The 23,318-nt window shown below is 66.1% G+C and carries 19 protein-coding genes and 3 rRNA genes; 2 read left to right on the plus strand and 20 right to left on the minus strand.

Annotated features, from left to right (window positions below):
• Positions 1–10: 10 nt before the first annotated feature.
• From AC1RTC_RS04890 to AC1RTC_RS04925, 8 genes are read right to left on the minus strand one after another with little or no spacing between them, the layout of a single operon-like run.
• Positions 11–493: an NUDIX domain-containing protein gene (locus tag AC1RTC_RS04890; RefSeq protein ID WP_493154354.1), complete on the minus strand. Its 483-nt coding sequence runs from the start codon at positions 491–493 to the stop codon at positions 11–13.
• A 2-nt stretch (positions 494–495) separates the two neighbouring features.
• On the minus strand, positions 496–2,001 hold the full coding sequence (gene der / locus AC1RTC_RS04895) for a ribosome biogenesis GTPase Der (RefSeq protein WP_493154355.1): 1,506 nt from the start codon (positions 1,999–2,001) through the stop codon (positions 496–498).
• Between the two features lie 35 nt (positions 2,002–2,036).
• Positions 2,037–2,696 (minus strand): (d)CMP kinase, encoded by a 660-nt coding sequence (cmk, locus tag AC1RTC_RS04900; protein ID WP_493154356.1) that lies wholly within the window; start codon positions 2,694–2,696, stop codon positions 2,037–2,039.
• Positions 2,693–3,784 (minus strand): prephenate dehydrogenase, encoded by a 1,092-nt coding sequence (locus AC1RTC_RS04905; protein WP_493154357.1) that lies wholly within the window; start codon positions 3,782–3,784, stop codon positions 2,693–2,695. The genes cmk and AC1RTC_RS04905 overlap by 4 nt, the downstream gene beginning before the upstream one ends.
• Entirely contained in the window at positions 3,777–4,571 is a 795-nt protein-coding gene (locus AC1RTC_RS04910; protein WP_493154358.1) for a pseudouridine synthase, read from the minus strand. Before AC1RTC_RS04910 ends, AC1RTC_RS04905 begins: the two co-directional genes overlap by 8 nt.
• Entirely contained in the window at positions 4,558–5,145 is a 588-nt protein-coding gene (gene scpB / locus AC1RTC_RS04915) for an SMC-Scp complex subunit ScpB (RefSeq protein WP_493154359.1), read from the minus strand. The genes AC1RTC_RS04910 and scpB overlap by 14 nt, the downstream gene beginning before the upstream one ends.
• Entirely contained in the window at positions 5,135–5,959 is an 825-nt protein-coding gene (locus AC1RTC_RS04920; protein WP_493154360.1) for a segregation and condensation protein A, read from the minus strand. Before AC1RTC_RS04920 ends, scpB begins: the two co-directional genes overlap by 11 nt.
• Positions 5,943–6,830, minus strand: coding sequence for a ParA family protein (locus AC1RTC_RS04925; protein ID WP_493154361.1), 888 nt, complete (start codon positions 6,828–6,830; stop codon positions 5,943–5,945). The genes AC1RTC_RS04920 and AC1RTC_RS04925 overlap by 17 nt, the downstream gene beginning before the upstream one ends.
• Positions 6,831–6,949: 119 nt before the next feature.
• On the opposite strand from AC1RTC_RS04925, the gene AC1RTC_RS04930 reads away from it, so the two are divergent.
• Both AC1RTC_RS04930 and AC1RTC_RS04935 read left to right on the plus strand, forming a co-directional pair.
• Positions 6,950–7,465: a PadR family transcriptional regulator gene (locus AC1RTC_RS04930; RefSeq protein ID WP_493154362.1), complete on the plus strand. Its 516-nt coding sequence runs from the start codon at positions 6,950–6,952 to the stop codon at positions 7,463–7,465.
• A complete protein-coding gene (locus AC1RTC_RS04935; RefSeq protein ID WP_493154363.1) occupies positions 7,462–8,865 on the plus strand; it encodes a DHA2 family efflux MFS transporter permease subunit in 1,404 nt (467 codons plus the stop codon). Before AC1RTC_RS04930 ends, AC1RTC_RS04935 begins: the two co-directional genes overlap by 4 nt.
• Here the strand turns inward: AC1RTC_RS04935 and xerD are convergent, their stop codons facing one another.
• From xerD to AC1RTC_RS04995, 12 genes are all read right to left on the minus strand, one after another.
• Positions 8,866–9,783, minus strand: a complete 918-nt coding sequence (gene xerD, locus AC1RTC_RS04940) for a site-specific tyrosine recombinase XerD (RefSeq protein ID WP_493154364.1) — start codon at positions 9,781–9,783, stop codon at positions 8,866–8,868. It lies immediately after the preceding gene.
• Entirely contained in the window at positions 9,780–10,397 is a 618-nt protein-coding gene (locus AC1RTC_RS04945; RefSeq protein ID WP_493154365.1) for an NUDIX domain-containing protein, read from the minus strand. The genes xerD and AC1RTC_RS04945 overlap by 4 nt, the downstream gene beginning before the upstream one ends.
• 15 nt (positions 10,398–10,412) lie before the next feature.
• Positions 10,413–12,086, minus strand: a complete 1,674-nt coding sequence (gene pyrG, locus AC1RTC_RS04950) for a CTP synthase (RefSeq protein WP_493154366.1) — start codon at positions 12,084–12,086, stop codon at positions 10,413–10,415.
• A 92-nt stretch (positions 12,087–12,178) separates the two neighbouring features.
• A complete protein-coding gene (recN, locus tag AC1RTC_RS04955) occupies positions 12,179–13,876 on the minus strand; it encodes a DNA repair protein RecN (RefSeq protein ID WP_493154367.1) in 1,698 nt (565 codons plus the stop codon).
• Positions 13,873–14,796, minus strand: coding sequence for an NAD kinase (locus AC1RTC_RS04960; protein WP_493154368.1), 924 nt, complete (start codon positions 14,794–14,796; stop codon positions 13,873–13,875). Before AC1RTC_RS04960 ends, recN begins: the two co-directional genes overlap by 4 nt.
• Positions 14,797–14,812: 16 nt before the next feature.
• On the minus strand, positions 14,813–15,625 hold the full coding sequence (locus tag AC1RTC_RS04965; RefSeq protein ID WP_493154774.1) for a TlyA family RNA methyltransferase: 813 nt from the start codon (positions 15,623–15,625) through the stop codon (positions 14,813–14,815).
• Positions 15,618–15,776, minus strand: a complete 159-nt coding sequence (locus AC1RTC_RS04970; RefSeq protein ID WP_493154369.1) for a hypothetical protein — start codon at positions 15,774–15,776, stop codon at positions 15,618–15,620. Before AC1RTC_RS04970 ends, AC1RTC_RS04965 begins: the two co-directional genes overlap by 8 nt.
• 2 nt (positions 15,777–15,778) lie before the next feature.
• Positions 15,779–16,783 carry an HAD-IIA family hydrolase gene (locus AC1RTC_RS04975; RefSeq protein ID WP_493154370.1) on the minus strand — a complete coding sequence of 335 codons (1,005 nt, stop codon included), beginning with the start codon at positions 16,781–16,783 and terminating at the stop codon, positions 15,779–15,781.
• The gene (locus AC1RTC_RS04980; protein WP_493154371.1) at positions 16,773–17,849 is read right to left on the minus strand and encodes a hypothetical protein; all 1,077 of its coding nucleotides are present in this window, start codon (positions 17,847–17,849) and stop codon (positions 16,773–16,775) included. Before AC1RTC_RS04980 ends, AC1RTC_RS04975 begins: the two co-directional genes overlap by 11 nt.
• Before the next feature lie 82 nt (positions 17,850–17,931).
• Positions 17,932–18,048: ribosomal RNA gene (gene rrf, locus AC1RTC_RS04985) — 5S ribosomal RNA — on the minus strand.
• A 122-nt stretch (positions 18,049–18,170) separates the two neighbouring features.
• A 23S ribosomal RNA gene (locus tag AC1RTC_RS04990) occupies positions 18,171–21,287 on the minus strand.
• A 470-nt stretch (positions 21,288–21,757) separates the two neighbouring features.
• Positions 21,758–23,278 (minus strand): 16S ribosomal RNA (locus AC1RTC_RS04995).
• Together the 16S, 23S and 5S rRNA genes form the textbook arrangement of a ribosomal RNA operon.
• Between the last annotated feature and the right edge of the window lie 40 nt (positions 23,279–23,318).

Below are 23,318 nucleotides of genomic sequence, written 5' to 3' on the forward strand. Positions count from 1 at the left end.
CTCAACCCGCCTACTCAACCAGCAAGAGGCGCAGGGCGGGCCAGCTCGCCGCGAATCCGGGATGCAGCGGCAGCCCATCCACGTCGGCGACCGCGACCCACGCGAGAGCCTCGCTCTCAGCATCCCCGATGACCGGAGTGAACTCCTCGAGCGCCTCCGCCACCACCGTGGTGTAGCTCCACACCTCGCGGTCGTACACGCTCGTGGACATCACGCGCAGGAGGTCGGCGGGAACGCCGGCCTCCTCGTTGGCCTCGCGGAACGCGGCATCCACCGCGCTCTCTCCCTCTTTGCGGGCGCCACCGGGCAGCCCCCAGGTGCCGCCGAAGTGGCTCCACTCGACCCGGTGCTGCAGCAGCACGCCGAGCGTGCGGTGCCACACCAGCAGCCCGGCCGCGCCGTACGTGCCCCAGTACCGCTCCCCGCCCGGGCCGAACACCCACGCGTCGCCCTTGTCGTGGGGGCGGCGTGGCAGGTCGTTGGGCGGCGTCATCGCTAGCGCTTGCGCTTCTCGCGCACCCGCATGTTCACGTTGATCGGGCTACCCTCGAAGCCGAAGATCTCGCGCAGGCGCCGCGTGATGAAGCGGCGGTACTGCGGGTCGAGGAATCCGGTCGTGAACAGCACGAACGTCGGCGGGCGCGAGGCGGCCTGGGTGCCGAACAGGATGCGCGGCTGCTTGCCGCCGCGAACGGGGTGGGGATGCTCGGCAGTGAGCTCGGCGAGCAGCGCGTTGAACTTGCCGGTGGGAATGCGGGTGTCCCACGACTCGAGCGCGAGCTCGAGCGCCGGCACGAGCTTCTCGAGGTGTCGGCCCGTCTTCGCGGAGATGTTGACGCGCGGGGCCCACGACACGTGCGAGAGGTCCTGCTCGATCTCCCGCTCGAGGTATATGCGGCGCTCGTCGTCGAGGAGGTCCCACTTGTTGTAGGCGAGCACGAGCGCGCGGCCCGACTCGAGCACGAGGTCGACGATCTTGAGGTCCTGCGTGCTGATGGGCTCGCTCACGTCGAGAACGACGACGGCGACTTCGGCCTTCTCCAGCGCGGCAGAGGTGCGCAGAGTGGCGTAGAAGTCGGCGCCCTGCGCGAGGCTCACGCGGCGGCGGATACCGGCGGTGTCGACGAAGCGCCAGAACTTGCCGCCGAGCTCGATCTGCTCGTCGACGGGATCGCGGGTGGTGCCCGCGAGCTCGTTGACGACGACGCGCTCCTCCCCCGCGGTCTTGTTGAGCAGGCTGGACTTGCCGACGTTGGGGCGGCCGAGGATCGCGACGCGGCGCGGACCGCCGACCTCCTCCTTCGCGACCGAGGAGACGGTCGGGAGGACGGTCATGACGTGGTCGAGCAGGTCGGCGACGCCGCGGCCGTGGACAGCGGAGACCGGCCACGGCTGGCCGAGCCCGAGCGACCAGAGCACGGCCGCCTCTGGCTCCTGGCGCACGTCGTCGACCTTGTTGGCGACGAGCATCACGGGCTTCTTGGTGGCACGGAGCATCCGGACGACGTGCTCGTCGGTGGCTGTAGCGCCCACGGTCGCGTCGACGACGAAGAGGACGGCGTCCGCGAGGTCGATCGCGACCTCGGCCTGGGCGGCGACGGAGGCGTTGATGCCCTTGGCATCCGGCTCCCAGCCACCGGTGTCGACGATGGTGAACTTGCGGTCGGCCCACTCGGCCTTGTAGTTGACGCGGTCCCGCGTAACGCCAGGGGTGTCCTGCACGACGGCCTCGCGGCGGCCGATGATGCGGTTCACGAGCGCGGACTTGCCGACGTTGGGCCGCCCCACGATCGCGAGCACGGGAAGGGCGGGCAGGTAGACGATCGCATCGGGGTCGTCGGTGACGGTCTCGAGGATGTCGAGGTCTTCGGCATCGAGCTCGTAGTCGGCGAGGCCCTGGCGGAGGGCGCTCGCGCGCTGCGCCGCCTCCTGGTCGTCGAGCCCGCGGATGCGGTCGGCTAGAGCGGTATCGAGCTCGGGGAAGTCATCCTCGTCAGCCATGTTCAGTCCTTAATGGTTTCGATACGCTCCGCTACTCAACCAGCAGAACGTACGAGACTCACGACAGCCGCTACGGTCTGGTCGAAGTCGAGATCGGTGGAATCGATGGTGGTCACACCATCTGCTGCGTTCATGAAGTCCACGACGCGCGAGTCCTGTGCGTCCCGGTCTGAGAGGGCCTTCGCTGTTGCCGACGCATCGACTCCGGCGAGTTCCGCGGAACGCCTGCCCATTCTAGCTTCCTCGGATGCCGTGAGCAGAATCCGCACCGGCGCATCGGGTGCCACGACAGTGGTGATATCCCGCCCCTCGATGATGATGCCGGGCCGGTCGGACGCCGCGATGATGCTCCGGAACAGCTCGACGAGGTAGCCGCGCACCTCGGGAACGCGCGCGACAGCGCTCACGATGTGGGTCACGCGGGGCTCGCGGATGTCCTCCGTGATCACATCCGCGCCCACGCGGACGAAGTAGTTGTCGGGGTCGGTGCCGATCGTGTACTCGAAGCGGGGCAGCTCGTCGGCGATGTCGCTCGGGTCGAGGGTGTCGACTCCGACTTCGAGGCAGTGCCACGCGAGTGCGCGGTAGGCGGCGCCGGTGTCGAGGTAGCCGAAGCCGAGCGCTCGGGCTGCCGCTCGGGAGACACTCGACTTGCCGCTGCCGGCGGGCCCGTCGATGGCGACGACTACGGTCATGCGAACGCTCCTACGATCTTCCAGCCCCGGCCCTCGAGCTCGGAGACGAGGCGCTCCTCGGCCTCCGGCAGCACCGAGATCTCGGCCAGGCCGATCTGCGCGCCCGGCGAGTGCTCGAGCCGAAGGTCCTCCATGTTCACTCCCGCCTCGCCGATCTCGGTGAGTAGCCGGGCGAGCTCGCCCGGGGTGTCGTCGACCTTGACGACGATCTGGCTGAAGTGGCTGGCCTGGCCGTGCTTGCCCGGGATGCGCGCAACCCCCGCATTGCCGCCGGCCAGAGTCTCGGCGATGGCCCGGCGCGCCCCCGGCGCCGACGGGTCGTCGAGCGCGGCGAGCACGGTGTCGAGGTCGGAGCGCAGCGCGCGCAGGATCTCGGCCACGGGAGCGGAGTTGGCGCCGAGGATCTGCACCCACAGCTCGGGGTCGCTCGAGGCGATGCGGGTCGTGTCGCGCAGTCCCTGCCCGGCGAGTGAGACAGCGGAGTCCGTCGCTCCTCCCAGACGGCGCGCGAGCAGTGTCGAGACCAGCTGCGGCGCGTGCGACACGAGCGCCACGTTGCGGTCGTGCTCCGCGGCATCCATCTCGATGGGCTGGGCTCCGAGGTCGAGCGCGAGCTGCTCGACGGCGGCCGCGCGGCGGTACGTGATCGCATCGTGGCCGGCGATCACCCACGGCCTGCCGATGAAGAGGTCCGCGCGGGCGGCGATGGCGCCGCTGCGCTCACGCCCGGCCATCGGGTGCGAGCCGATGTAGCGGGAGAGGTCGGCGCCGCTCGCGCGCAGCTCCTCGAGCGGGGCGACCTTCACGCTCGCGACGTCGGTCACGAGGGCGTCGGGATGCGCGGCGAGCTCCGCCGCCACCACCCGCGCCGTGACATCCGGGGGCACGCACACGACGACGAGCTCGGGCGCGTCGTCCGGCAGCGCGCGACGGCCGGCGCCGTAGTCGATGGCGAGGCTGAGGCCGGAGGGCGAGCTGTCGTCGAGGATGACGTCCACCCCGTGCTCGCGGAGGGCGAGGCCGATGCTCGTGCCGAGCAGCCCAGCGCCGACGATGCGCACGGGGCCCGCGAGGCGTCGTTCAGGCACCGGTCTCCTCTTTCTCGCCGCCCTGCGGCGGGCGGCTCAGCGTCAGCAGTTCGCCGAGTTCAACCTTAGTGAGATCCCGGGTCTGGCCGACCTTGAGGCTGCCGAGGTGCAGCGGACCGAACTGGCGCCGGACCAGCTCGAGCACCGGGTGGCCGACGGCGTCGAGCATCCGGCGCACGATGCGGTTGCGGCCCGAGTGCAGCGTGATCTCGACCTGGGATGCCCCGCCCGATGCCGGCCCCAGCATGCGGGCCTTGTCGGCGACGATGAAGCCGTCGTCGAGGTCGAAGCCCTTGGTGAGCTTCGAGATCGTCTGCGCGCTCACTGTGCCGGACACCTTCGCGATGTAGGTCTTGGAAACACCGAACGAGGGATGCGCGAGCACATGCGCGAGGTCGCCGTCGTTGGTCAGCACGAGCAGGCCCGAGGTGTTGGCGTCGAGGCGGCCGACGTTGAACAGGCGCTCCTCGTACTCGCGGGTGAACTCGCGGAGGTCGGGCCGGCCGCTCTCGTCGGCCATCGAGCTGACCACGCCGACCGGCTTGTTGAGCATGACGTAGCGCTTGGTCGTGTCGGTCTGGATCGCGGTGCCGTCGACCGTGATGCGGTCGGTGGGCAGCACGCGGCGGCCCGGCTCGTCGACCACCTCGCCGTTGACGGTGACCCGCCCCTGCGCGATGAGGTCCTCCGAGACGCGGCGGGATGCCACGCCCGACGCGGCCATGACCTTCTGCAGCCGCTCGCCCTCAGGGTTGGTCGAGCCCGTCGAGAAATCAGCGTCGCTCATCGAAACCGTCCGCGCCGTCCTCGAGCAGCGGCGAGATGTGCGGCAGCTCCTCGATCGAGTTGATGCCCAGCTGGGTGAGGAGGAGGTCTGTCGTCTCGTAGTGGATCGCACCGGTCTCGTTGTCGGTGAACGCCTCCGTGATGAGGCCGCGACCGAGGAGGGTGCGCACGACGGAGTCGACGTTCACCGCGCGGATCGAGGCTATCGCGCCGCGGCTGATCGGCTGCTTGTACGCGATCACCGCGAGGGTCTCGAGTGCTGCCTGGCTGAGTCGCGTGGGGTTCTGCGTGAGTACGAAGTCGCGCACGAGGTCGTCGTGCTCGGGGCGCACGTAGATGCGCCAGCCTCCGCCCACCTCGCGCAGCTCGAACCCGCGGCGGATGCCCCCGCCGACGCCGTCGTAGTCCGCGACGAGCCGCTCGATCGTCTGCCGCACCGCGGGCACGGGCGCGTTCACGGCGGTCGCGAGAGAGACGAGGCTCTGCGGCTCGTCCGCCACCATGAACACGGCCTCGAGCGCCCGCTCGAGGTCGGCGACGGTGCGCGTGGGCGTCTCTATCTCGTCAGTTTCCATAGTCGTTCCCCAAATTGGCGAGGCTGTCGTCCGACCAGTGCTCGGCGGACCAGTGGATGGTGAGCTCACCGAGCGGCTCGAGCTGCTCGAATCCCACGAACGCGCCGCGGAAGAGCTCGAGGATCGCCAGGAAGCGCGCGATGACCACGCCCTTCTGGTCGGCGCCCGCGATGAGCTGGCGGAAGGTCATCGGCTCGCCGCGGCGCAGCAGCGCGACGACGTGCGCCGCCTGCTCGCGGATCGACACGAGCGGCGCGTGCAGGTGGTCGAGCCCGACGGAGGGGATCTCCCGCGGCGTGAAGGCGAGCGCGGCGATGGCGGCGAAGTCCTCAGCCGTCAGCGTCCAGACGAGCTCCGGAGTCTGCTTGCGGTACTTCTCCTCGAGGCGGACAGCGCGGAAGTGCCGCGTCGACTCGGCCTCGAGGTGCGACGAGAACCAGGTCGCCGCCTCCTTGAACGCGCGGTACTGCAGCAGCCGGGCGAACAGCAGGTCGCGGGCCTCGAGCAGGGCGACATCCTCGGCGTCGACGAGTTCGCCCTGCGGCAGGAGCCCCGCGACCTTCAGGTCGAGCAGAGTCGCCGCGACAACGAGGAACTCGCTCGCCTGATCGAGCTCCTCGTCGGAGTCGAGCCCGCGCAGGTACGTGATGAACTCGTCGGTGATCTTCGAGAGCGACACCTCGGTGATGTCGAGCTCGTGCTTGGTGATGAGCGAGAGCAGCAGGTCGAACGGGCCGTCGAAGTTGGACAGCGAAACGGAGAAGCCCGCGGCCTCCGACTCCACCTCCTCGACGTCGCTAGGCGACGGCGCCACGGTGGATCAGTTCTCGGGCCAACTGGCGATAGGCGTCCGACGCGCTGTGGTCGGGGGCGAAGCTCGTGATCGGGGCCCCCGCGACGCTCGCGTCGGGGAACTTGACCGTGCGGCCGATGACCGTCTCGAGCACCTGGTCGCCGAACGTCTCGACCACGCGCTCCAGCACCTCGCGGGAGTGCAGGGTGCGCGCGTCGTACATCGTGGCGAGGATGCCGTCGAGCTCGATCGCCGGGTTGAGGCGGTCGCGCACCTTGTCGATCGTCTCGACGAGAAGTGCGACACCGCGCAGTGCGAAGAACTCGCACTCGAGCGGGATGAGCACGCCGTGGGCCGCCGTGAGCGCGTTGACTGTCAGCAGCCCGAGCGAGGGCTGGCAGTCGATGAGGATCACGTCGTACTGGTCGCTGACCTTGCGCAGTACCCGGGCGAGGATCGTCTCGCGGGCGACCTCGTTGACGAGGTGCACCTCGGCGGCGGAGAGGTCGATGTTGGCCGGGATCACATCGAGGTTCGGGTAGTCGGTGTGGACGATCGCCTCGGCCGGGTTCTTGATCGTGCCGAGGAGCAGGTCGTAGATGGTCGGCACATCGTGCGTCGGCACGCCGAGCCCCGCGGAGAGCGCGCCCTGGGGGTCGAAGTCCACGGCGAGCACGCGCCGGCCGTACTCGGCGAGCGCCGCACCCAGGTTGATGGTGCTGGTCGTCTTGCCGACGCCGCCCTTCTGGTTGCTCAGCGAGATGATCCGCGCGGGACCGTGGCCCTTGAGGGGCGGCGGGTCGGCGAAAACAGTCTGCCTGCGCCCGGTCGGGCCGATCACGGGAGCCTCGAGACCGGGCAGTACCGCCGCATCTTCTCTCTGGGCCGTCATAAATCGAGTGTACGGCGGCAGATTTGAACCCCCGGCCTTCGACGCGTCTTCGCGGCCCGGTTCGCCTCTACCAGAGGTTGAAGGTTATAGGTCACCGTAACCTATGCCATGATGGCGGGATGGCCGTCGAGATCATCATGCTGAGCGTGCTGCGCGCAGGCCCGATCCACGGCTACGAGCTCAAGCGCCGCGTGCAGCGCACGACCCTCACCTCTCTGAGCAACAACTCCCTCTACCCCGTTCTGCGGCGGTTCGAGGAGGCGGGCGCGGTGACCAAGTCGGTCGAGGAGCAGGAGGGCAGGCCCGACCGCAAGGTCTACACGATCACCGAGACCGGCCGGCGCCTGTTCTCCGACCTGATCGCCACCCTCCCGGCCAAACTGGCAGCCAGCGAGGAGGAGTTCCTCGCGCGGGTGAGCTTCTTCCACGAACTGTCACCCGAGCAGCGCCTCGGCATCCTCGACGCCCGCGCGGCAGTTCTCGACCGCGGCATCTCGCAGGTGCGCACCCTCATTGCGGAGAGCGAGAAGTCCCCCTCCCGCGAGTGGCGCAACCTCAGCATGGCCCACCTCGTCGAGCGGTTCGAGCGCGAGCGCCAGTGGATCACCGACCTCACCACGAAAGCAGGATCATGAGCACCGCTACCGGCTCACCCCTCGGCGCCGTCGCACGCTACGGGCTGCTCATCGGCCCGCTCCTGAGCATGATCGACTCGAGCATCGTGAACGTCGCGGTGCCCGACATCGCGACCGAGCTGGAGGCGCAGCTGGACGACGTCCAGTGGGTGGTCAGCGGCTACCTACTGGCTCTCGGCGTCTCGCTCGCCCTCACCGCCTACCTGGCCAAGCGCTTCGGCACCCTGCGCGTGTACACCATCAGCATGATCCTCTTCGTGATCGTCTCCGCGGCCTGCGCCATCGCGCCGAACATCGAGTTCCTCATCGCCTTCCGTGCCCTGCAGGGGTTCGCGGGCGCTCCCCTCGTGCCGCTCGCGCTGAGCATCCTGCTCGGCAAAGACGGCATCGGGGGCGGCAAGATCCCCATCTCCGCGGCGCTCGTGCTGTTCCTCGCGCCCGCCCTCGGCCCGACGCTGGGCGGCCTGCTCATCGGCGCCGGCGGCTGGCGCTGGATCTTCCTCGTGAACGTCCCCGTGGGCGTCGTCGGGCTGCTGCTCATGCTGCGCGTGCCGCGGAGCATCGGTGCGCAGCCGGATGCCACGACTCGATTCGACCCCGTCGGCTTCGTGCTGCTCGCTCTGGGCCTCACCGCCGCCCTGCTCGGGGCGACCGAGGGAACCTCGGAGGGCTGGGACTCCCCACTCGCCTGGGCGCCCCTCGGCGGCGGGCTCCTGCTGCTCGTGGCCTACACGCTCTGGGCACTGCGGCGCGCGCATCCCGCCGTCGACGTGAAGATGATCCTGCACCGCAACTCGGCCCTCGCCCTCGTGCTGCAGATCTTCTGCTCGGTCGTCGCCTTCGGCACGGTGTTCCTCATCCCCGTGTTCACGCAGTCGGTGCAGGGCTACTCCGCGGTAGAGACCGGCATCGCGCTCCTCCCCCAGGGCATCATCATGGGCCTCGGCACGTTCGTCGGCCAGAAGCTCTCCGGCCGCGTGCCCCTCCGCGTGCTCGTCGTCACCGGCTTCGTCGCCCTCGCCGTGTCGAGTGTCTACCTCCTGTTCCTCGAGCAGGACACGCCGCTCTGGCTCACGGCGGTGGCGCTCTCCGTGCGCGCCATAGCTATCGGCTTCGTGACGACTCCCCTGCTCGTCGCCATGCTCGCCCCGCTGCCCGAGGAGGAGCTGGCCGATGGCAACACCCTCTTCAACATCACACAGCGGCTCGGCGGGTCGATCGGCGTGAGCATCCTCGGCTCGATCGTGGCGGGCGGCGCGACCCTCGCGGCGACTATCGACAACTTCCACCTCGTGGGCGGCATCCTCATCGCCATCGCCGCGGTGTCGGCCGTGCTCGCACTGTTCCTGCAGCAGGAGAAGGGCGCCGCGGTGCCCCTGGTCAACACCGTCGGCGAGTAGCTACCGCGCTCGGGGGTGCGCGGTCGTGTACATGTCACGGAGCGTGTCGGCAGTCACCATCGTGTAGATCTGCGTGGTCGCGACCGACGAGTGGCCGAGCAGCTCCTGTACTACGCGCACGTCGGCCCCGCCCGCGAGAAGGTGGGTCGCGAAGGAGTGGCGGAACGTGTGCGGTGAGATCTCCACCCCGAGCTTCGCCTTCTCCGCGGCCGCCCGGATGATCAGCCACGCGTTCTGCCGCGACACCCGTTGGCCGCGCGCGCCCAGGAACAGCGCGGGCGTCGCTGTGCCGCGCACGGAGAACCCCGGCCGCGCGCGCACGAGGTAGGCGTCGATCGCGGCGCGGGCGAAGCTGCCCACCGGAACGATGCGCTGCTTGCTGCCCTTGCCGAACAGGCGCACGATGTCGCCGTCCACGAGGTCGTCGACGTTGAGCGCGACGGCCTCCGAGACGCGCGCGCCCGTGGCGTAGAGCAGCTCCAGCAGGGCGCGGTCCCGGAGCGACTGCGGGTCGTCCCCGCCCACCGCGTTCAGCACCGACTCCATCTGCTCGATCGAGATCGCCTTCGGCAGGCGCATCGCGAGCTTGGGCGGCTTCGTCTCCGCGGCGGCATCGACGGCCACGAGAGACTCGTCAACGAGGAACCTGTGGAAGCCGCGGACCGTGGACAGCATGCGCGCCATCGACGAGGCCGCGAGCGGGCGGTCGGGGCGGGTGCGCAAATCGTGGGCGAACGCCGTGACATCCTCGGGGCCGATGCCCTCCGGCGTCAGGATGCCGCGTGCCGCCAGTGACTCGGCATACGACTCCAGGTCGCGGCGGTAGGCCTGCAGGGTGTTGCCCGAGAGCCCGCGCTCGATCGAGACGTGCCGGAGGAAGCGGTCGACCGCGACCGCGAGGGAGACCTGCTCGGTCATCGCCGTTCTAGGGGATGCCGCGGCCACGCCGCGTTCGGATCCCCGAGGGTCGACCATCCTCTGGCCCGCCCGGCCGCCGCGCTCAGAGCCGCGATCGCGAGGATCGAGTTCTGCAGGCTCCGGGAGAGCACGCCGTCCACGACCTCGTCGAGCGGCACCCAGCGCAGCTCGATGCCCGCCTCCTCCTCGGTGCGCGCGAACGTCTCCGGGGCCGCGCTCACGCCACGGGCGAGGTAGACGCGCAGCACCTCGTTGCTCCCGCCCGGGCTCGTCATGAACTCCGCGAGGAGGTCCCAGGTCTCGGCGACCAGGTCGGCCTCCTCGGCGAGCTCGCGCTGCGCCGCCAGGAGCGGCGCCTCACCGCGGATGTCGAGCAGTCCGGCGGGCAGCTCCCAGTCGCGCATCCGCACCGGGTGGCGGTACTGCTTGATCAGAAGCACGCGCTCGCGCTCGTCGAGGGCGAGAACGGCGACGGCACCCGTGTGGTCCACGTACTCACGGACGATCTTGTCGCCCTCGAGCAGGAAGGTGTCGCGGCGGATGTCCCACACCTTGCCGCCGAACACGATGTCGCTCTGGACTATCTCCGGAGTGACGGGGTCATCGCTGAGCATCAGCAAGCACCGCGCTCAGGCATCGGTCGGCTCGGGCACCTCGAACAGGCGGGTGGCGTTCTGGCGGTCGAGCGCGGCGGCGATGAGGCCGCGGAACAGCGGGTGCGCGTTGTTGGGCCGCGAGCGCAGCTCCGGGTGGGCCTGCGTGCCGACGTAGTACGGGTGCACCTCGCGCGGCAGCTCGACGAACTCGACGAGGGTGCGGTCGGGCGAGATGCCGGAGAACACGAGGCCGGCGTCCGCGATCTGCTCGCGGTACGCGTTGTTGACCTCGTAGCGGTGGCGGTGGCGCTCGGCGATCCGCTCGCTGCCGTACACCTCCGCCACGATCGAGCCGGGCTCGAGTGCCGCCTCGTACAGGCCGAGTCGCATGGTGCCGCCGAGGTCACCCCCCGCGATGATGTCGACCTGCTCGGCCATGGTGGCGATCACCGGGTACTGGGTGTCGGGGTCGAACTCGGAGGATGACGCGCCACTGAGGCCGGCGACATCCCGAGCGTATTCAATGACCATGCACTGCAGGCCCAGGCACAGCCCGAGAGTGGGGATGCCGTTCTCACGGGCGAACCGCAGCGCGCCGAGCTTGCCCTCGATGCCGCGCACGCCGAACCCGCCGGGGATCACGATGCCCTCGAGGTCGCTCAGCATGCGCGCCGCGCCCTCCGGGGTCTCGCACTCGTCGGACGGCACCCAGCGGATGTTCACCTTGGCCTGGTTCGCGAACCCGCCGGCCTTGAGCGCCTCGGTCACGGAGAGGTAGGCGTCCGGCAGGTCGATGTACTTGCCGACCAGGCCGATCGTGACGGTGTGCTTGGGGTCGTGGACCGTGGCGAGGAGCTCGCTCCAGCCGTCCCAGTTGACCTCGGATGCCACGAGACCGAGCTGCTCGATGATGTAGGCGTCGAGGCCCTGGTCGTGCAGCATCGTGGGGATGTCGTAGATGCTGGGAACGTCGACCGCATTGACGACCGCCGCCTCGTCGACGTCGCACATGAGCGCGATCTTGCGCTTGTTGCTCTCGGAGACGGGCCGGTCGCTGCGCAGCACGAGCGCGTCGGGCTGGATGCCGATCGAGCGGAGCGCGGCGACGGAGTGCTGCGTCGGCTTGGTCTTCTGCTCGCCGGACGCGTTCATGAACGGCACCAGCGACACGTGCACGAAGAACACGTTCTTGCGGCCGAGCTCGTGGCGCACCTGGCGTGCGGACTCGATGAACGGCTGGCTCTCGATGTCGCCCACCGTGCCGCCGATCTCGGTGATGATCACGTCGGGGGCGGCCTCGCCGTTGGGCCCGGGCTGGGCCTGCAGTCGCATCCGGCGCTTGATCTCGTCCGTGATGTGCGGGATGACCTGCACCGTGTCGCCCAGATACTCGCCGCGTCGCTCGCGCGCGATCACCGTGGAGTAGATCTGGCCGGTCGTGACGTTGGCGGCCTGGTCGAGGTTGATGTCGAGGAATCGCTCGTAGTGGCCGATGTCGAGGTCGGTCTCGGCACCGTCGTCGGTGACGAACACCTCGCCGTGCTGGAACGGGTTCATCGTGCCCGGGTCGACGTTGAGGTAGGGGTCGAGCTTCTGCATCACAACGTGGAGGCCGCGCGCGGTGAGCAGATTGCCCAGACTCGCGGCGGTGAGGCCTTTTCCGAGGGAGGAGACGACACCTCCGGTGACGAAAATGTGCTTGGTCACGTGCTGCTCAGATTTATCCACCACGGGGTTTCATCCTATGCCCCCGCGCTGTGCCGGCGCTGTGACGCGCGGTGCGCTCGCGGCGAACAGCCTCAGTCGGTGCGGGTGCGGGCCATCTCGAGCAGTTCGCGCGCGTGGGCGAGGCCGCTCTCGGAGTCGGAGAGTCCCGACAAGAGCCGCGCCATCTCGACGATGCGCTGCTCTCCGTGCAGCTGTTCCACACTGCTGGCGGTCACATAGCCGCCGTCGTCCTTGAGCACGCGGAGGTGGTTCGTGGCGAACGCGGCGACCTGCGCGAGGTGGGTGACCACGATCACCTGCGCCGTGCGGCTCAGCTGCGCGAGGCGCCGACCGATCTCGATGGCGCTCGCCCCGCCCACGCCCGCGTCGACCTCGTCGAAGATGAAGGTGGGCACGGGGTCGTTCGCCGAGATGACGACCTCGATCGCGAGCATCACCCGGGAGAGCTCGCCGCCGGAAGCGCCCTTCGCGAGCGGCAGCGGCTCGGAGCCCTGGTGCGGCTGCAGCAGGATCGACACCTGGTCCTTGCCGGTCAGGGAGTACTCCGGCCGGTCCTCGACCTCGACGATCAGGCGAGCGTTCGGCATCGCCAGAGCCGCGAGCTCGGCGGTGACGCCGGCCCCGAGCCGCTCGGCCGCGGCGCGCCGCACGTCACTGAGCTGCCCCGCGAGGGCGATGACCCGATCGCGGTCGGCCTCAACCTGCGTGCCGAGTGCGGCGATGCGGTCCGCGTCGTTGTCCAGCTCGAGCAGGCGACCGCTGCCGCTCTCGAGGTAGTCGATCACCTCGTCGAGGTCCGCTCCGTACTTGCGGACGAGCTGGTTCAGCTGGGCACGGCGCTCCTGCACCACCTCGAGCTCGCGCCCGCCGTCGGTGTCGAGGTCGCCGAGGTAGCTGGAGAGCTGGCCGGATATCTCGGTCGCGACGACCACGGCACCCTGCAGCGCCTCGACGATCGGAGCCAGTGAGGTGTCGTGGGCTACGACGCGCTCAAGAGAGCGGCGCGCAACGTCGAGGAGGGTGAGCACATCGGCGCCGTCCTCCGCAGACTGCGCCGAGATGACCTCGTGGGCCTGGCTCGCCGCCACCCTGAGGTCTTCGAGATTGGTCAGGCGGTCCGAGCGCTCGCTGAGCTCCACGTCCTCGCCGCGGAGGGGTGCCACCTGCTCGATCTCGGTCATCGCGATCCGGAGCTCTTCGGCCTCGCGGGTACGGCGGTCCTGCTCGGCGACGAGCACGTCCAGCTCGCCCTGCTTCGACTGCCAGCCTCGGTAGGCCTCCTGGTAGTCCCCCAGCAGTCGGGCGAGTTCGGCGCCGGCGAACCTGTCGAGAGCCTCGCGCTGTGCTGTCGCGGAGCGCAGCCGGACCTGGTCGGACTGCCCGTGAACCACCACGAGCTGCTGACCGAGCTCATTGAGCACGCCCACCGGGGTCGTGCGGCCGCCGATGATGGCTCGGCTGCGGCCCTCGGTCGACACGGACCGCGCGAGGATCAGCTCCGAGCCGTCGAGGTCTCCCCCGGCGTCACGGGCCCGCTCGGCGACAGCGCCGTTCGGGTCGACGATCCAGCGGCCCTCCACGACCGCCTGGCTGCTGCCCGAGCGGATCACCGTCGCGTCCGACCGCTCCCCGAGTAGGAGCCCCAGCGCTGTGACGACCATCGTCTTGCCGGCGCCGGTCTCGCCCGTGATCGCGGTGAAGCCGGGGCCGAGCGGAAGACGGGCATCGCCGATAACACCGAGGGAGCGGATCCAGATCTCCTCGATCACGCGCGGCCCTCCTCGCCCACGGGGCCGCGCCAGCCGTGCACTGGCAGGTTGAACTTGTTGACCAGGCGGTCGGTGAACGGCCCCTGGCTCAGGCGCGCCAGTCGCACCGGGACGGGCGAGCGGCGCACCACCACGCGAGCGCCGCGCGGCAGGTCGTGCGTGCGGCGGCCGTCGCACCACAGCACGCCGGTGCCCTGCGTGCGGTCGAGAACCTCCACGGCCATCGCGGAGTCCGGCCCTACGACGAGCGGGCGGGCGAACAGTGCGTGCGGGCTGAGCGGCACGAGAAGGAGGGCGTCGAGGCTCGGCCACACCACGGGGCCGCCCGCTGAGAAGGAGTACGCGGTCGAGCCGGTCGGGGTGCTCATGACGACGCCGTCGCACCCGAAGGAGGAGAGGGGGCGGCCGTCGATCTCGATCACCACTTCGAGCATCCGCTCGCGGCTGGCCTTCTCCACGGTGGCCTCGTTGAGCGCCCAGGTCTCGTAGACGACCTCGGCATCGACCTTCACCCGGACGCTGAGAGTCATGCGCTCCTCGACCAGGTAGTCCTGCGCGAGAGCCCGCGCGACGGTCTCGGTCAGAGCCTCGCGGTCGCTCTCGGCGAGGAAGCCGACGTGCCCGAGATTCACTCCCAGAAGGGGAGCACTGCATCCCCGCGCCAATTCCGCCGCGCGCAGGATCGTGCCATCGCCGCCGAGCACGATCACGAGCTCGAGGTCGCCGATCTTCACGGCGTCGCCGAGAAGCGCGATCGGTTGGAGGTCGTGGGCTGCCGCCATGATGTGGGCGTACTCGTCCTGCGAGAGCACCGGGGTGAGGCCCGCCGCGATGAGCTGCCGGCAGACCGTGATGGCGGCCTCGAGCGAGTCCTGCCTGCCGGTGTGCGCGACGATGAGGATGTGCCGATCGGATGTCACGGGCCACACCTCTTCTTCACACGATCGCGGAAACCTGCCTTGTCCATTCTGTCGGATTCCCACCGACACGTGCGCTCAACCAGACCAGATACTCCCGGTTGCCCGAGTTTCCGGCGATTGGGGAGGGCAGGACGCCCGCGGTCGGCAGCGAGAGGTCCCACGCGGCCCACAGCACGCCCATGACGGCGTCGTCGCGCAGGCCCGCGCTGCGCACGATCCCCTCCCTGATCCCCGTGCGCCCGACCTCGAACTGCGGCTTCACCAGCAGCACGAAGTCCGCCTCGAGCCCGACCGTCTCGACGAGCGCCGGCAGCACCGTCGTGAGGGATATGAAAGAGAGGTCGGCGACCACGAGCGTCGGCACCTCCGCGGTCCCGCTCTCCTCGGCCAGGGTCGCGGCGGTGAGGTATCGCGCGTTGGACCCTTCCACGACCGTGACACGGGCGTCGCTCCGGATGCTCGGCGCAAGCTGCCCGTGGCCCACATCGGTGGCGATCACCCGGCGGGCACCGCGCTCGAGCAGCACCTGCGTGAACCCGCCCGTGGACGCACCGACGTCGAGCGCGAGCCTGCCGGAAGGGTCGACGCCGAACCCGTCCAGCGCCGCGACCAGCTTGTGCGCCGCGCGGCTCACGTAGTGGTCGGAGGGCGCGACCTCGATGACCTGCTGCTCCCCCACCGGCGAGGACGGCTTCACCACGGGAGCGCCGTCGACCGTGACGAGGCCGTCCGCGATCAGCTTCGCCGCGTGGGTCCGCGACCGCGCGAGCCCGCGCGACGCGAGGGCGGCGTCGAGCCTCGACTCGCCCCGGCCCCCGGTCTCAGGCAGAGTCCCCGCCCTCCAGGCGGTGCTGCAGCTCGTCGTGCAACTGCGTGAACGCGGCCGCCCGCGACTCGAGCGGCTGGTCCTCGATCACGAGCAGGCGCGAGAGAAGGGCGTCCGTCTCCGTGGTCGGTTCGGTCGGTGAGGTGTCGCTCATGCTCACGAATATAGTTCGGCGGGCACGTCGAGCGCGTAGATCGCGGCGCCCGAGTTCCAGATCGCGGCCGCGCCGGCGCGCAGCAGGTCGATACCGCTTCCGCTCTCGACGGTCAGGGTGCCGCCTTCGCGGCGCACCGTCGCCGAGCCCACGGTGGTCCGGGTCACGCCCGGTCCTTCCACCACGACAGTCTCGGGGTACGGCTCGTGCAGCTGTCGCAGGTCTTCCAGGATGTAGGTGGGTCGCTCCTGAGGCACCGCTCCCAGAACCTGCTTGGCCTGGTCGATCCCGGTGAGGACGAGCACCGACGGGATGCCCGCCCGGTTCGCTCCCAGAATGTCCGTGTCGAGGCGATCCCCGATCATGAGGGCGGCTTCGGTGCCGAACCTCGTCATCGCCTCGCGGTAGATGGCGACCTCCGGCTTGCCCGCGACGATCGGCAGACGCCCGACCGCGGTATGCACTGCCGAGACGAGCGTGCCGTTGCCCGGCGCGGTCCCTCGCGCCTGCGGAATCGTCCAGTCGGTGTTCGTGGCCACCCACGGTAGGTCTCCCGTGGTGCCCTCGCCGTTCAGGGCGAACGCGGCCTCCGCGAGATGCACCCAGCCGACGTCGGGCGCGAAGCCCTGCACCACTGCCGCTGGCGCATCGAGAGCAGAGCGCGTCACGGCGAACCCCGCCTTCGTGACTTCGTCGACCAGGCCGTCGCCGCCCACGACGAGGATCGTCGAGCCCGCCGGCACGATGTCCTTGAGCAGGGTCATCGCGGCCTGCGGTGACGTGACGATGTCCTCAGCGCTGGCGCGAAGACCCAGCTCGGTGAGATGCGCTGCGACCGTGGCATCCGTCCGCGAGGCGTTGTTGGTGAGGTACGCAACGCGGACCGAGTCGTCGATCGCGTTTATGCTCTCAACGGCATATGGGATGGCGGCGGGGCCCTTGTAGACCACGCCATCAAGGTCGGCAAGCACAAGGAGCACCCCGTCCAGCGGCGAACTACCGCTCATCGGACCCCTCCGGCACGTCGGTGGACTCGTCCTCGTCCTCGTCGAACTCCTCGACGACCTCGATGACCTCGTCCTCATCGTCCCCCTGCTCGAGCGCATCCGCGGCAACCTCGGCGCGGGCGTACCACTGCTCAGCCTCGTCGTTGCGGCCGAGCTCCTCGAGCACGGCGGCGTACGCGTCGAAGAGCCCCGTGCTGTAGGAGAAGGCGGTCTCGGGATCGAGCTGGGGAATCTGCAGCTCGTTGAGGGCCGCCTCGGCATTGCCGAGGTCGAGGCGCGCACCGGACATCGCGATCGCGAGTTCGACCTGGACGGGCACGCTCAACGACGAGCGCGGGACGGAGCGCCCGAGCTCGAGCGCCTTCTCGGGGCGACCGAGACCGCGCTCGCTGTCGACCATCATGGGCAGCTGGTCGTCCCGGCCGGTGATGCGGCGGTAGGTGCGCAGCTCACGAAGCGCGAGCGCGTAGTCCTCGGTGGCGTACGCGGTGATGGCCAGCGTCTCGCGCACGACGCCAATCCGGCCGGCGCGACGCGCGGCAGAGATCGCGTGCTGGTGGGCGAGCTTCGGATCGGACTCGATGAGCCGTGCCGCCATCACCAAGTGCTTGGCGACTCCCTCGGCGTTCTCCTTGCTCAGGGTCTTGAGCTCGTTCAGCGCAACGCGGTCGAGCTGCTTCGGAGTGACGTCGTCAGGGATCTCGGGCGCCTCGTGGAACGCGCGGACTGACCGGATGCCGAACGGGTCGCGATCCTCCGGCGTCTCGCGCTCGCGAGCGGAACTGTCACCGCGGGCGGGCGCGCCGCCCTTGGTCCAGAGTCGCTTCTCCTCGGGCTTGTCCTTCTTCCAGGCAGGCTTCGAACCCGCGCCGTCGCGAGCGGGCTTCCCGTCCGCGGGCTTGCCCCGGTACGGCCCGCCTTCGGCGGGCTTGCCCTCGGCGGGCTTGCCCTTGTACGGGCGACCCTCCGCGGGCTTGCCGGATGCCGGCCGACCTGCTCCCGGACGACCCGAGCCCGGGCGTCCACCAGTGGGCCTGCGACCCTCGTTTCTCGGGGTATCGCTCATCGGAATCTCCTAAAAGGTGCTGTTCACGTGACTTAACGCAAAATGGCCGCCCCGATAAACGGGGCGGCCATCTTACAAAGAAGTCCGGCGGTGTCCTACTCTCCCACAAGGTCACCCTTGCAGTACCATCGGCGCAGAGAGTCTTAGCTTCCGGGTTCGGAATGTAACCGGGCGTTTCCCTCTCGCTATGGCCGCCGAAACACTATTGATTTATGTATCGAAACAGCCAGATCGAAGATCTGGCGTAGTTCCCGACCGTAAATCGGGAACCACAAAGTGGACGCGAGGACATCTTCTCATTCACCCTCTAGGGGTGGAAGTGTTATCAATTTATCGGCTTATTAGTACAGGTCAGCTCCATGCGTCTTTAGTCCGCACTTCCACATCCTGCCTATCAACCCAGTAGTCTAGCTGGGAGCCTCTCGACCGAAGTCATGGAAATCTCATCTTGAAGCCGGCTTCCCGCTTAGATGCTTTCAGCGGTTATCCGTTCCGAACGTAGCTAATCAGCGGTGCTCCTGGCGGAACAACTGACACACCAGAGGTTCGTCCATCCCGGTCCTCTCGTACTAGGGATAGCTCTTCTCAAATTTCCTGCGCGCGCAGAGGATAGGGACCGAACTGTCTCACGACGTTCTAAACCCAGCTCGCGTACCGCTTTAATGGGCGAACAGCCCAACCCTTGGGACCTACTCCAGCCCCAGGATGCGACGAGCCGACATCGAGGTGCCAAACCATGCCGTCGATATGGACTCTTGGGCAAGATCAGCCTGTTATCCCCGAGGTACCTTTTATCCGTTGAGCGACAGCGCTTCCACAAGCCACTGCCGGATCACTAGTCCCGACTTTCGTCCCTGCTCGAGTTGTCACTCTCACAGTCAAGCTCCCTTGTGCACTTACACTCGACACCTGATTGCCAACCAGGTTGAGGGAACCTTTGGGCGCCTCCGTTACTTTTTGGGAGGCAACCGCCCCAGTTAAACTACCCACCATGCACTGTCCCTGAACCGGATTACGGTTCGAAGTTAGATATCCAGAGTGACCAGAGTGGTATTTCAACAATGACTCCACCTGAACTAGCGTCCAAGCTTCACAGTCTCCCACCTATCCTACACAAGCCACACCGAACACCAATACAAAGCTATAGTAAAGGTCACGGGGTCTTTCCGTCCTTCTGCGCGTAACGAGCATCTTTACTCGTAGTGCAATTTCGCCGAGTTCGCGGTTGAGACAGCTGGGAAGTCGTTACGCCATTCGTGCAGGTCGGAACTTACCCGACAAGGAATTTCGCTACCTTAGGATGGTTATAGTTACCACCGCCGTTTACTGGGGCTTAAATTCTCAGCTTCGCCTTGCGGCTAACCGTTCCTCTTAACCTTCCAGCACCGGGCAGGCGTCAGTCCGTATACATCGTCTTGCGACTTAGCACGGACCTGTGTTTTTAGTAAACAGTCGCTTCCCACTGGTCTCTGCGGCCTTCAAACGCTCCAGGAGTAAATCCCTTCACGCCTCAGGCCCCCCTTCTCCCGAAGTTACGGGGGCATTTTGCCGAGTTCCTTAACCACGATTCTCTCGATCTCCTTGGTATTCTCTACCTGACCACCTGAGTCGGTTTGGGGTACGGGTGACTTGAACCTCGCGTCGATGCTTTTCTTGGCAGCATAGGATCACTGATTTCGTCCGTGAGGACTACCCATCGGGTCTCAGGCTATGTGAACGACGGATTTGCCTATCGTTCGCCCTACATCCTTAGACCGGGACAACCATCGCCCGGCTCAGCTACCTTCCTGCGTCACACCTGTTAATACGCTAACCGCACCAGCATAGGGTCGTGTGCTAGGCCCAACGCTTCACCCCGAAGGGATCCGTCAAAGGGATTCAGACACTTAGCATTACTGGATTAGTTTGGGCGGTTCTTCGTCAGTACGGGAATATCAACCCGTTGTCCATCGACTACGCCTGTCGGCCTCGCCTTAGGTCCCGACTTACCCAGGGCGGATTAGCCTGGCCCTGGAACCCTTGGTCTTTCGGAGGACGGGTTTCTCACCCGTCTTTCGCTACTCATGCCTGCATTCTCACTCGTGTGGCGTCCACGGCTGGTTTACACCGCCGCTTCACTCGCCACACGACGCTCTCCTACCACTCCATGCGCCTGGACATAAATGCCGGGCTAATACATGAAATCTACAACTTCGGTGGTGTGCTTGAGCCCCGTTACATTGTCGGCGCGGAATCACTTGACCAGTGAGCTATTACGCACTCTTTCAAGGGTGGCTGCTTCTAAGCCAACCTCCTGGTTGTCTGTGCAACTCCACATCCTTTCCCACTTAGCACACGCTTTGGGACCTTAGTTGGTAGTCTGGGTTGTTTCCCTCTCGACGATGAAGCTTATCCCCCACCGTCTCACTGCTGCGCTCTCACTTACCGGCATTCGGAGTTTGGCTAACGTCAGTAACCTTTTGGGGCCCATCAGCTATCCAGTAGCTCTACCTCCGGCAAGAAACACGCAACGCTGCACCTAAATGCATTTCGGAGAGAACCAGCTATCACGAAGTTTGATTGGCCTTTCACCCCTATCCACAGCTCATCCCCTCCATTTTCAACTGAAGTGGGTTCGGTCCTCCACGACGTCTTACCGTCGCTTCAACCTGGCCATGGATAGATCACTTCGCTTCGGGTCTACGCCCAGCGACTAAAACGCCCTATTAAGACTCGCTTTCGCTACGGCTGCCCCACACGGGTTAACCTCGCCACTGAGCAGTAACTCGCAGGCTCATTCTTCAAAAGGCACGCTCTCACCCCTACTAGGGAGGCTCGAACGGTTTGTAAGCAGACGGTTTCAGGTACTATTTCACTCCCCTCCCGGGGTACTTTTCACCTTTCCCTCACGGTACTTGTCCGCTATCGGTCATCTGGGAGTATTTAGGCTTACCAGGTGGTCCTGGCAGATTCACACGGGATTTCTCGGGCCCCGTGCTACTTGGGATACTCTTCGCGCCATTGCTACATTTCGACTACGGGGCTGGCACCCTCTATGGCGTGGCTTTCAATCCACTTCGTCTATATAACGTTGTAACGCTTGCTGTACGGCAGTAACAGCTGAAAAGTCCCGCTACCCCGACCATGCAACGCCTGCCGGCTATCACACATGATCGGTTTGGCCTCTTCCGGTTTCGCTCGCCACTACTAACGGAATCACGGTTGTTTTCTCTTCCTGTGGGTACTGAGATGTTTCACTTCCCCACGTTCCCTCTACCCGCCCTATATATTCAGGCGGGAGTCATTAGGTCGTCTTGCAACGCCTAACGGGGTTTCCCCATTCGGAAATCCTCGGATCAAAGCTCTATTATCAGCTCCCCGAGGCTTATCGCAGATTTATACGTCCTTCTTCGGCTCCAGATGCCAAGGCATCCACCGTCTGCTCTTAGAAAATTGATATCACATGAGTTTGAATCGATCGCGAGCTCCGAAGAGCTCGAGATAGACCAATGATTTGTTGATCGAAATCAACAGTCATCGTTTATGTGATCCGAACATTGCTGTTCGAATCTAAGATGCTCGCGTCCACTGTGTAGTTCTCAAAATACGGGCGGTACTCCTTCTGCCTGGGCCGAAACCCAACCAGACCGAAGTCCGAAGACCGTGACTCCGAAGAGTCGGTGGTCCAGAGGTCCGATCGACATCTTGCGATGCCGGCCCGGTCCCTCAGGACCCAACAGCGTGCAGAAGACCAGACTCGAGTCGAGCATCCGTTCCTGTACCGCAAGCGGCACGTACTAAGAGGCAAGATTCTTACCTGGTCACAATGTCAATGTTCCACCCATGAGCGCTGTCTGACCCGAACAGGTCAGTACAGCTTGGCTGCTTTTATGTCCCTGTATACAGAGGACGCAGCGCGTGCTCCTTAGAAAGGAGGTGATCCAGCCGCACCTTCCGGTACGGCTACCTTGTTACGACTTAGTCCTAATCACCGATCCCACCTTCGACAGCTCCCTCCTTGCGGTTGGGCCACTGGCTTCGGGTGTTACCGACTTTCATGACTTGACGGGCGGTGTGTACAAGGCCCGGGAACGTATTCACCGCAGCGTTGCTGATCTGCGATTACTAGCGACTCCGACTTCATGAGGTCGAGTTGCAGACCTCAATCCGAACTGAGACCGGCTTTTTGGGATTCGCTCCACCTTGCGGTATTGCAGCCCTTTGTACCGGCCATTGTAGCATGCGTGAAGCCCAAGACATAAGGGGCATGATGATTTGACGTCATCCCCACCTTCCTCCGAGTTGACCCCGGCAGTCTCCTATGAGTTCCCACCATTACGTGCTGGCAACATAGAACGAGGGTTGCGCTCGTTGCGGGACTTAACCCAACATCTCACGACACGAGCTGACGACAACCATGCACCACCTGTATACCGGCCTTGCGGGGAGAACATTTCTGAACTTTTCCGGTATATGTCAAGCCTTGGTAAGGTTCTTCGCGTTGCATCGAATTAATCCGCATGCTCCGCCGCTTGTGCGGGCCCCCGTCAATTCCTTTGAGTTTTAGCCTTGCGGCCGTACTCCCCAGGCGGGGAACTTAATGCGTTAGCTGCGACACAGAAACCGTGGAATGGTCCCTACATCTAGTTCCCAACGTTTACGGCATGGACTACCAGGGTATCTAATCCTGTTCGCTCCCCATGCTTTCGCTCCTCAGCGTCAGTTACGGCCCAGAGATCTGCCTTCGCCATCGGTGTTCCTCCTGATATCTGCGCATTCCACCGCTACACCAGGAATTCCAATCTCCCCTACCGCACTCTAGTCTGCCCGTACCCACTGCAGGCTGGAGGTTGAGCCTCCAGTTTTCACAGCAGACGCGACAAACCGCCTACGAGCTCTTTACGCCCAATAATTCCGGATAACGCTTGCACCCTACGTATTACCGCGGCTGCTGGCACGTAGTTAGCCGGTGCTTTTTCTGCAGGTACCGTCACTTTCGCTTCTTCCCTACTAAAAGAGGTTTACAACCCGAAGGCCGTCGTCCCTCACGCGGCGTTGCTGCATCAGGCTTGCGCCCATTGTGCAATATTCCCCACTGCTGCCTCCCGTAGGAGTCTGGGCCGTGTCTCAGTCCCAGTGTGGCCGGTCACCCTCTCAGGCCGGCTACCCGTCGTCGCCTTGGTGAGCCATTACCTCACCAACTAGCTGATAGGCCGCGAGTCCATCCCAGACCGAAATTCTTTCCAGCTCCTAGCCATGCGGCTGAAGCTCGTATCCGGTATTAGACACCGTTTCCAGTGCTTATCCCAGAGTCTGGGGCAGGTTACTCACGTGTTACTCACCCGTTCGCCACTGATCCAAAGGAGCAAGCTCCTCCTTCACCGTTCGACTTGCATGTGTTAAGCACGCCGCCAGCGTTCATCCTGAGCCAGGATCAAACTCTCCATAAATGTTTGATTGCACAGCGAGCACTGCAGTTAAGCAACACAT

Source organism: Rhodoglobus sp. GW821-FHT12B09 (assembly GCF_058809925.1).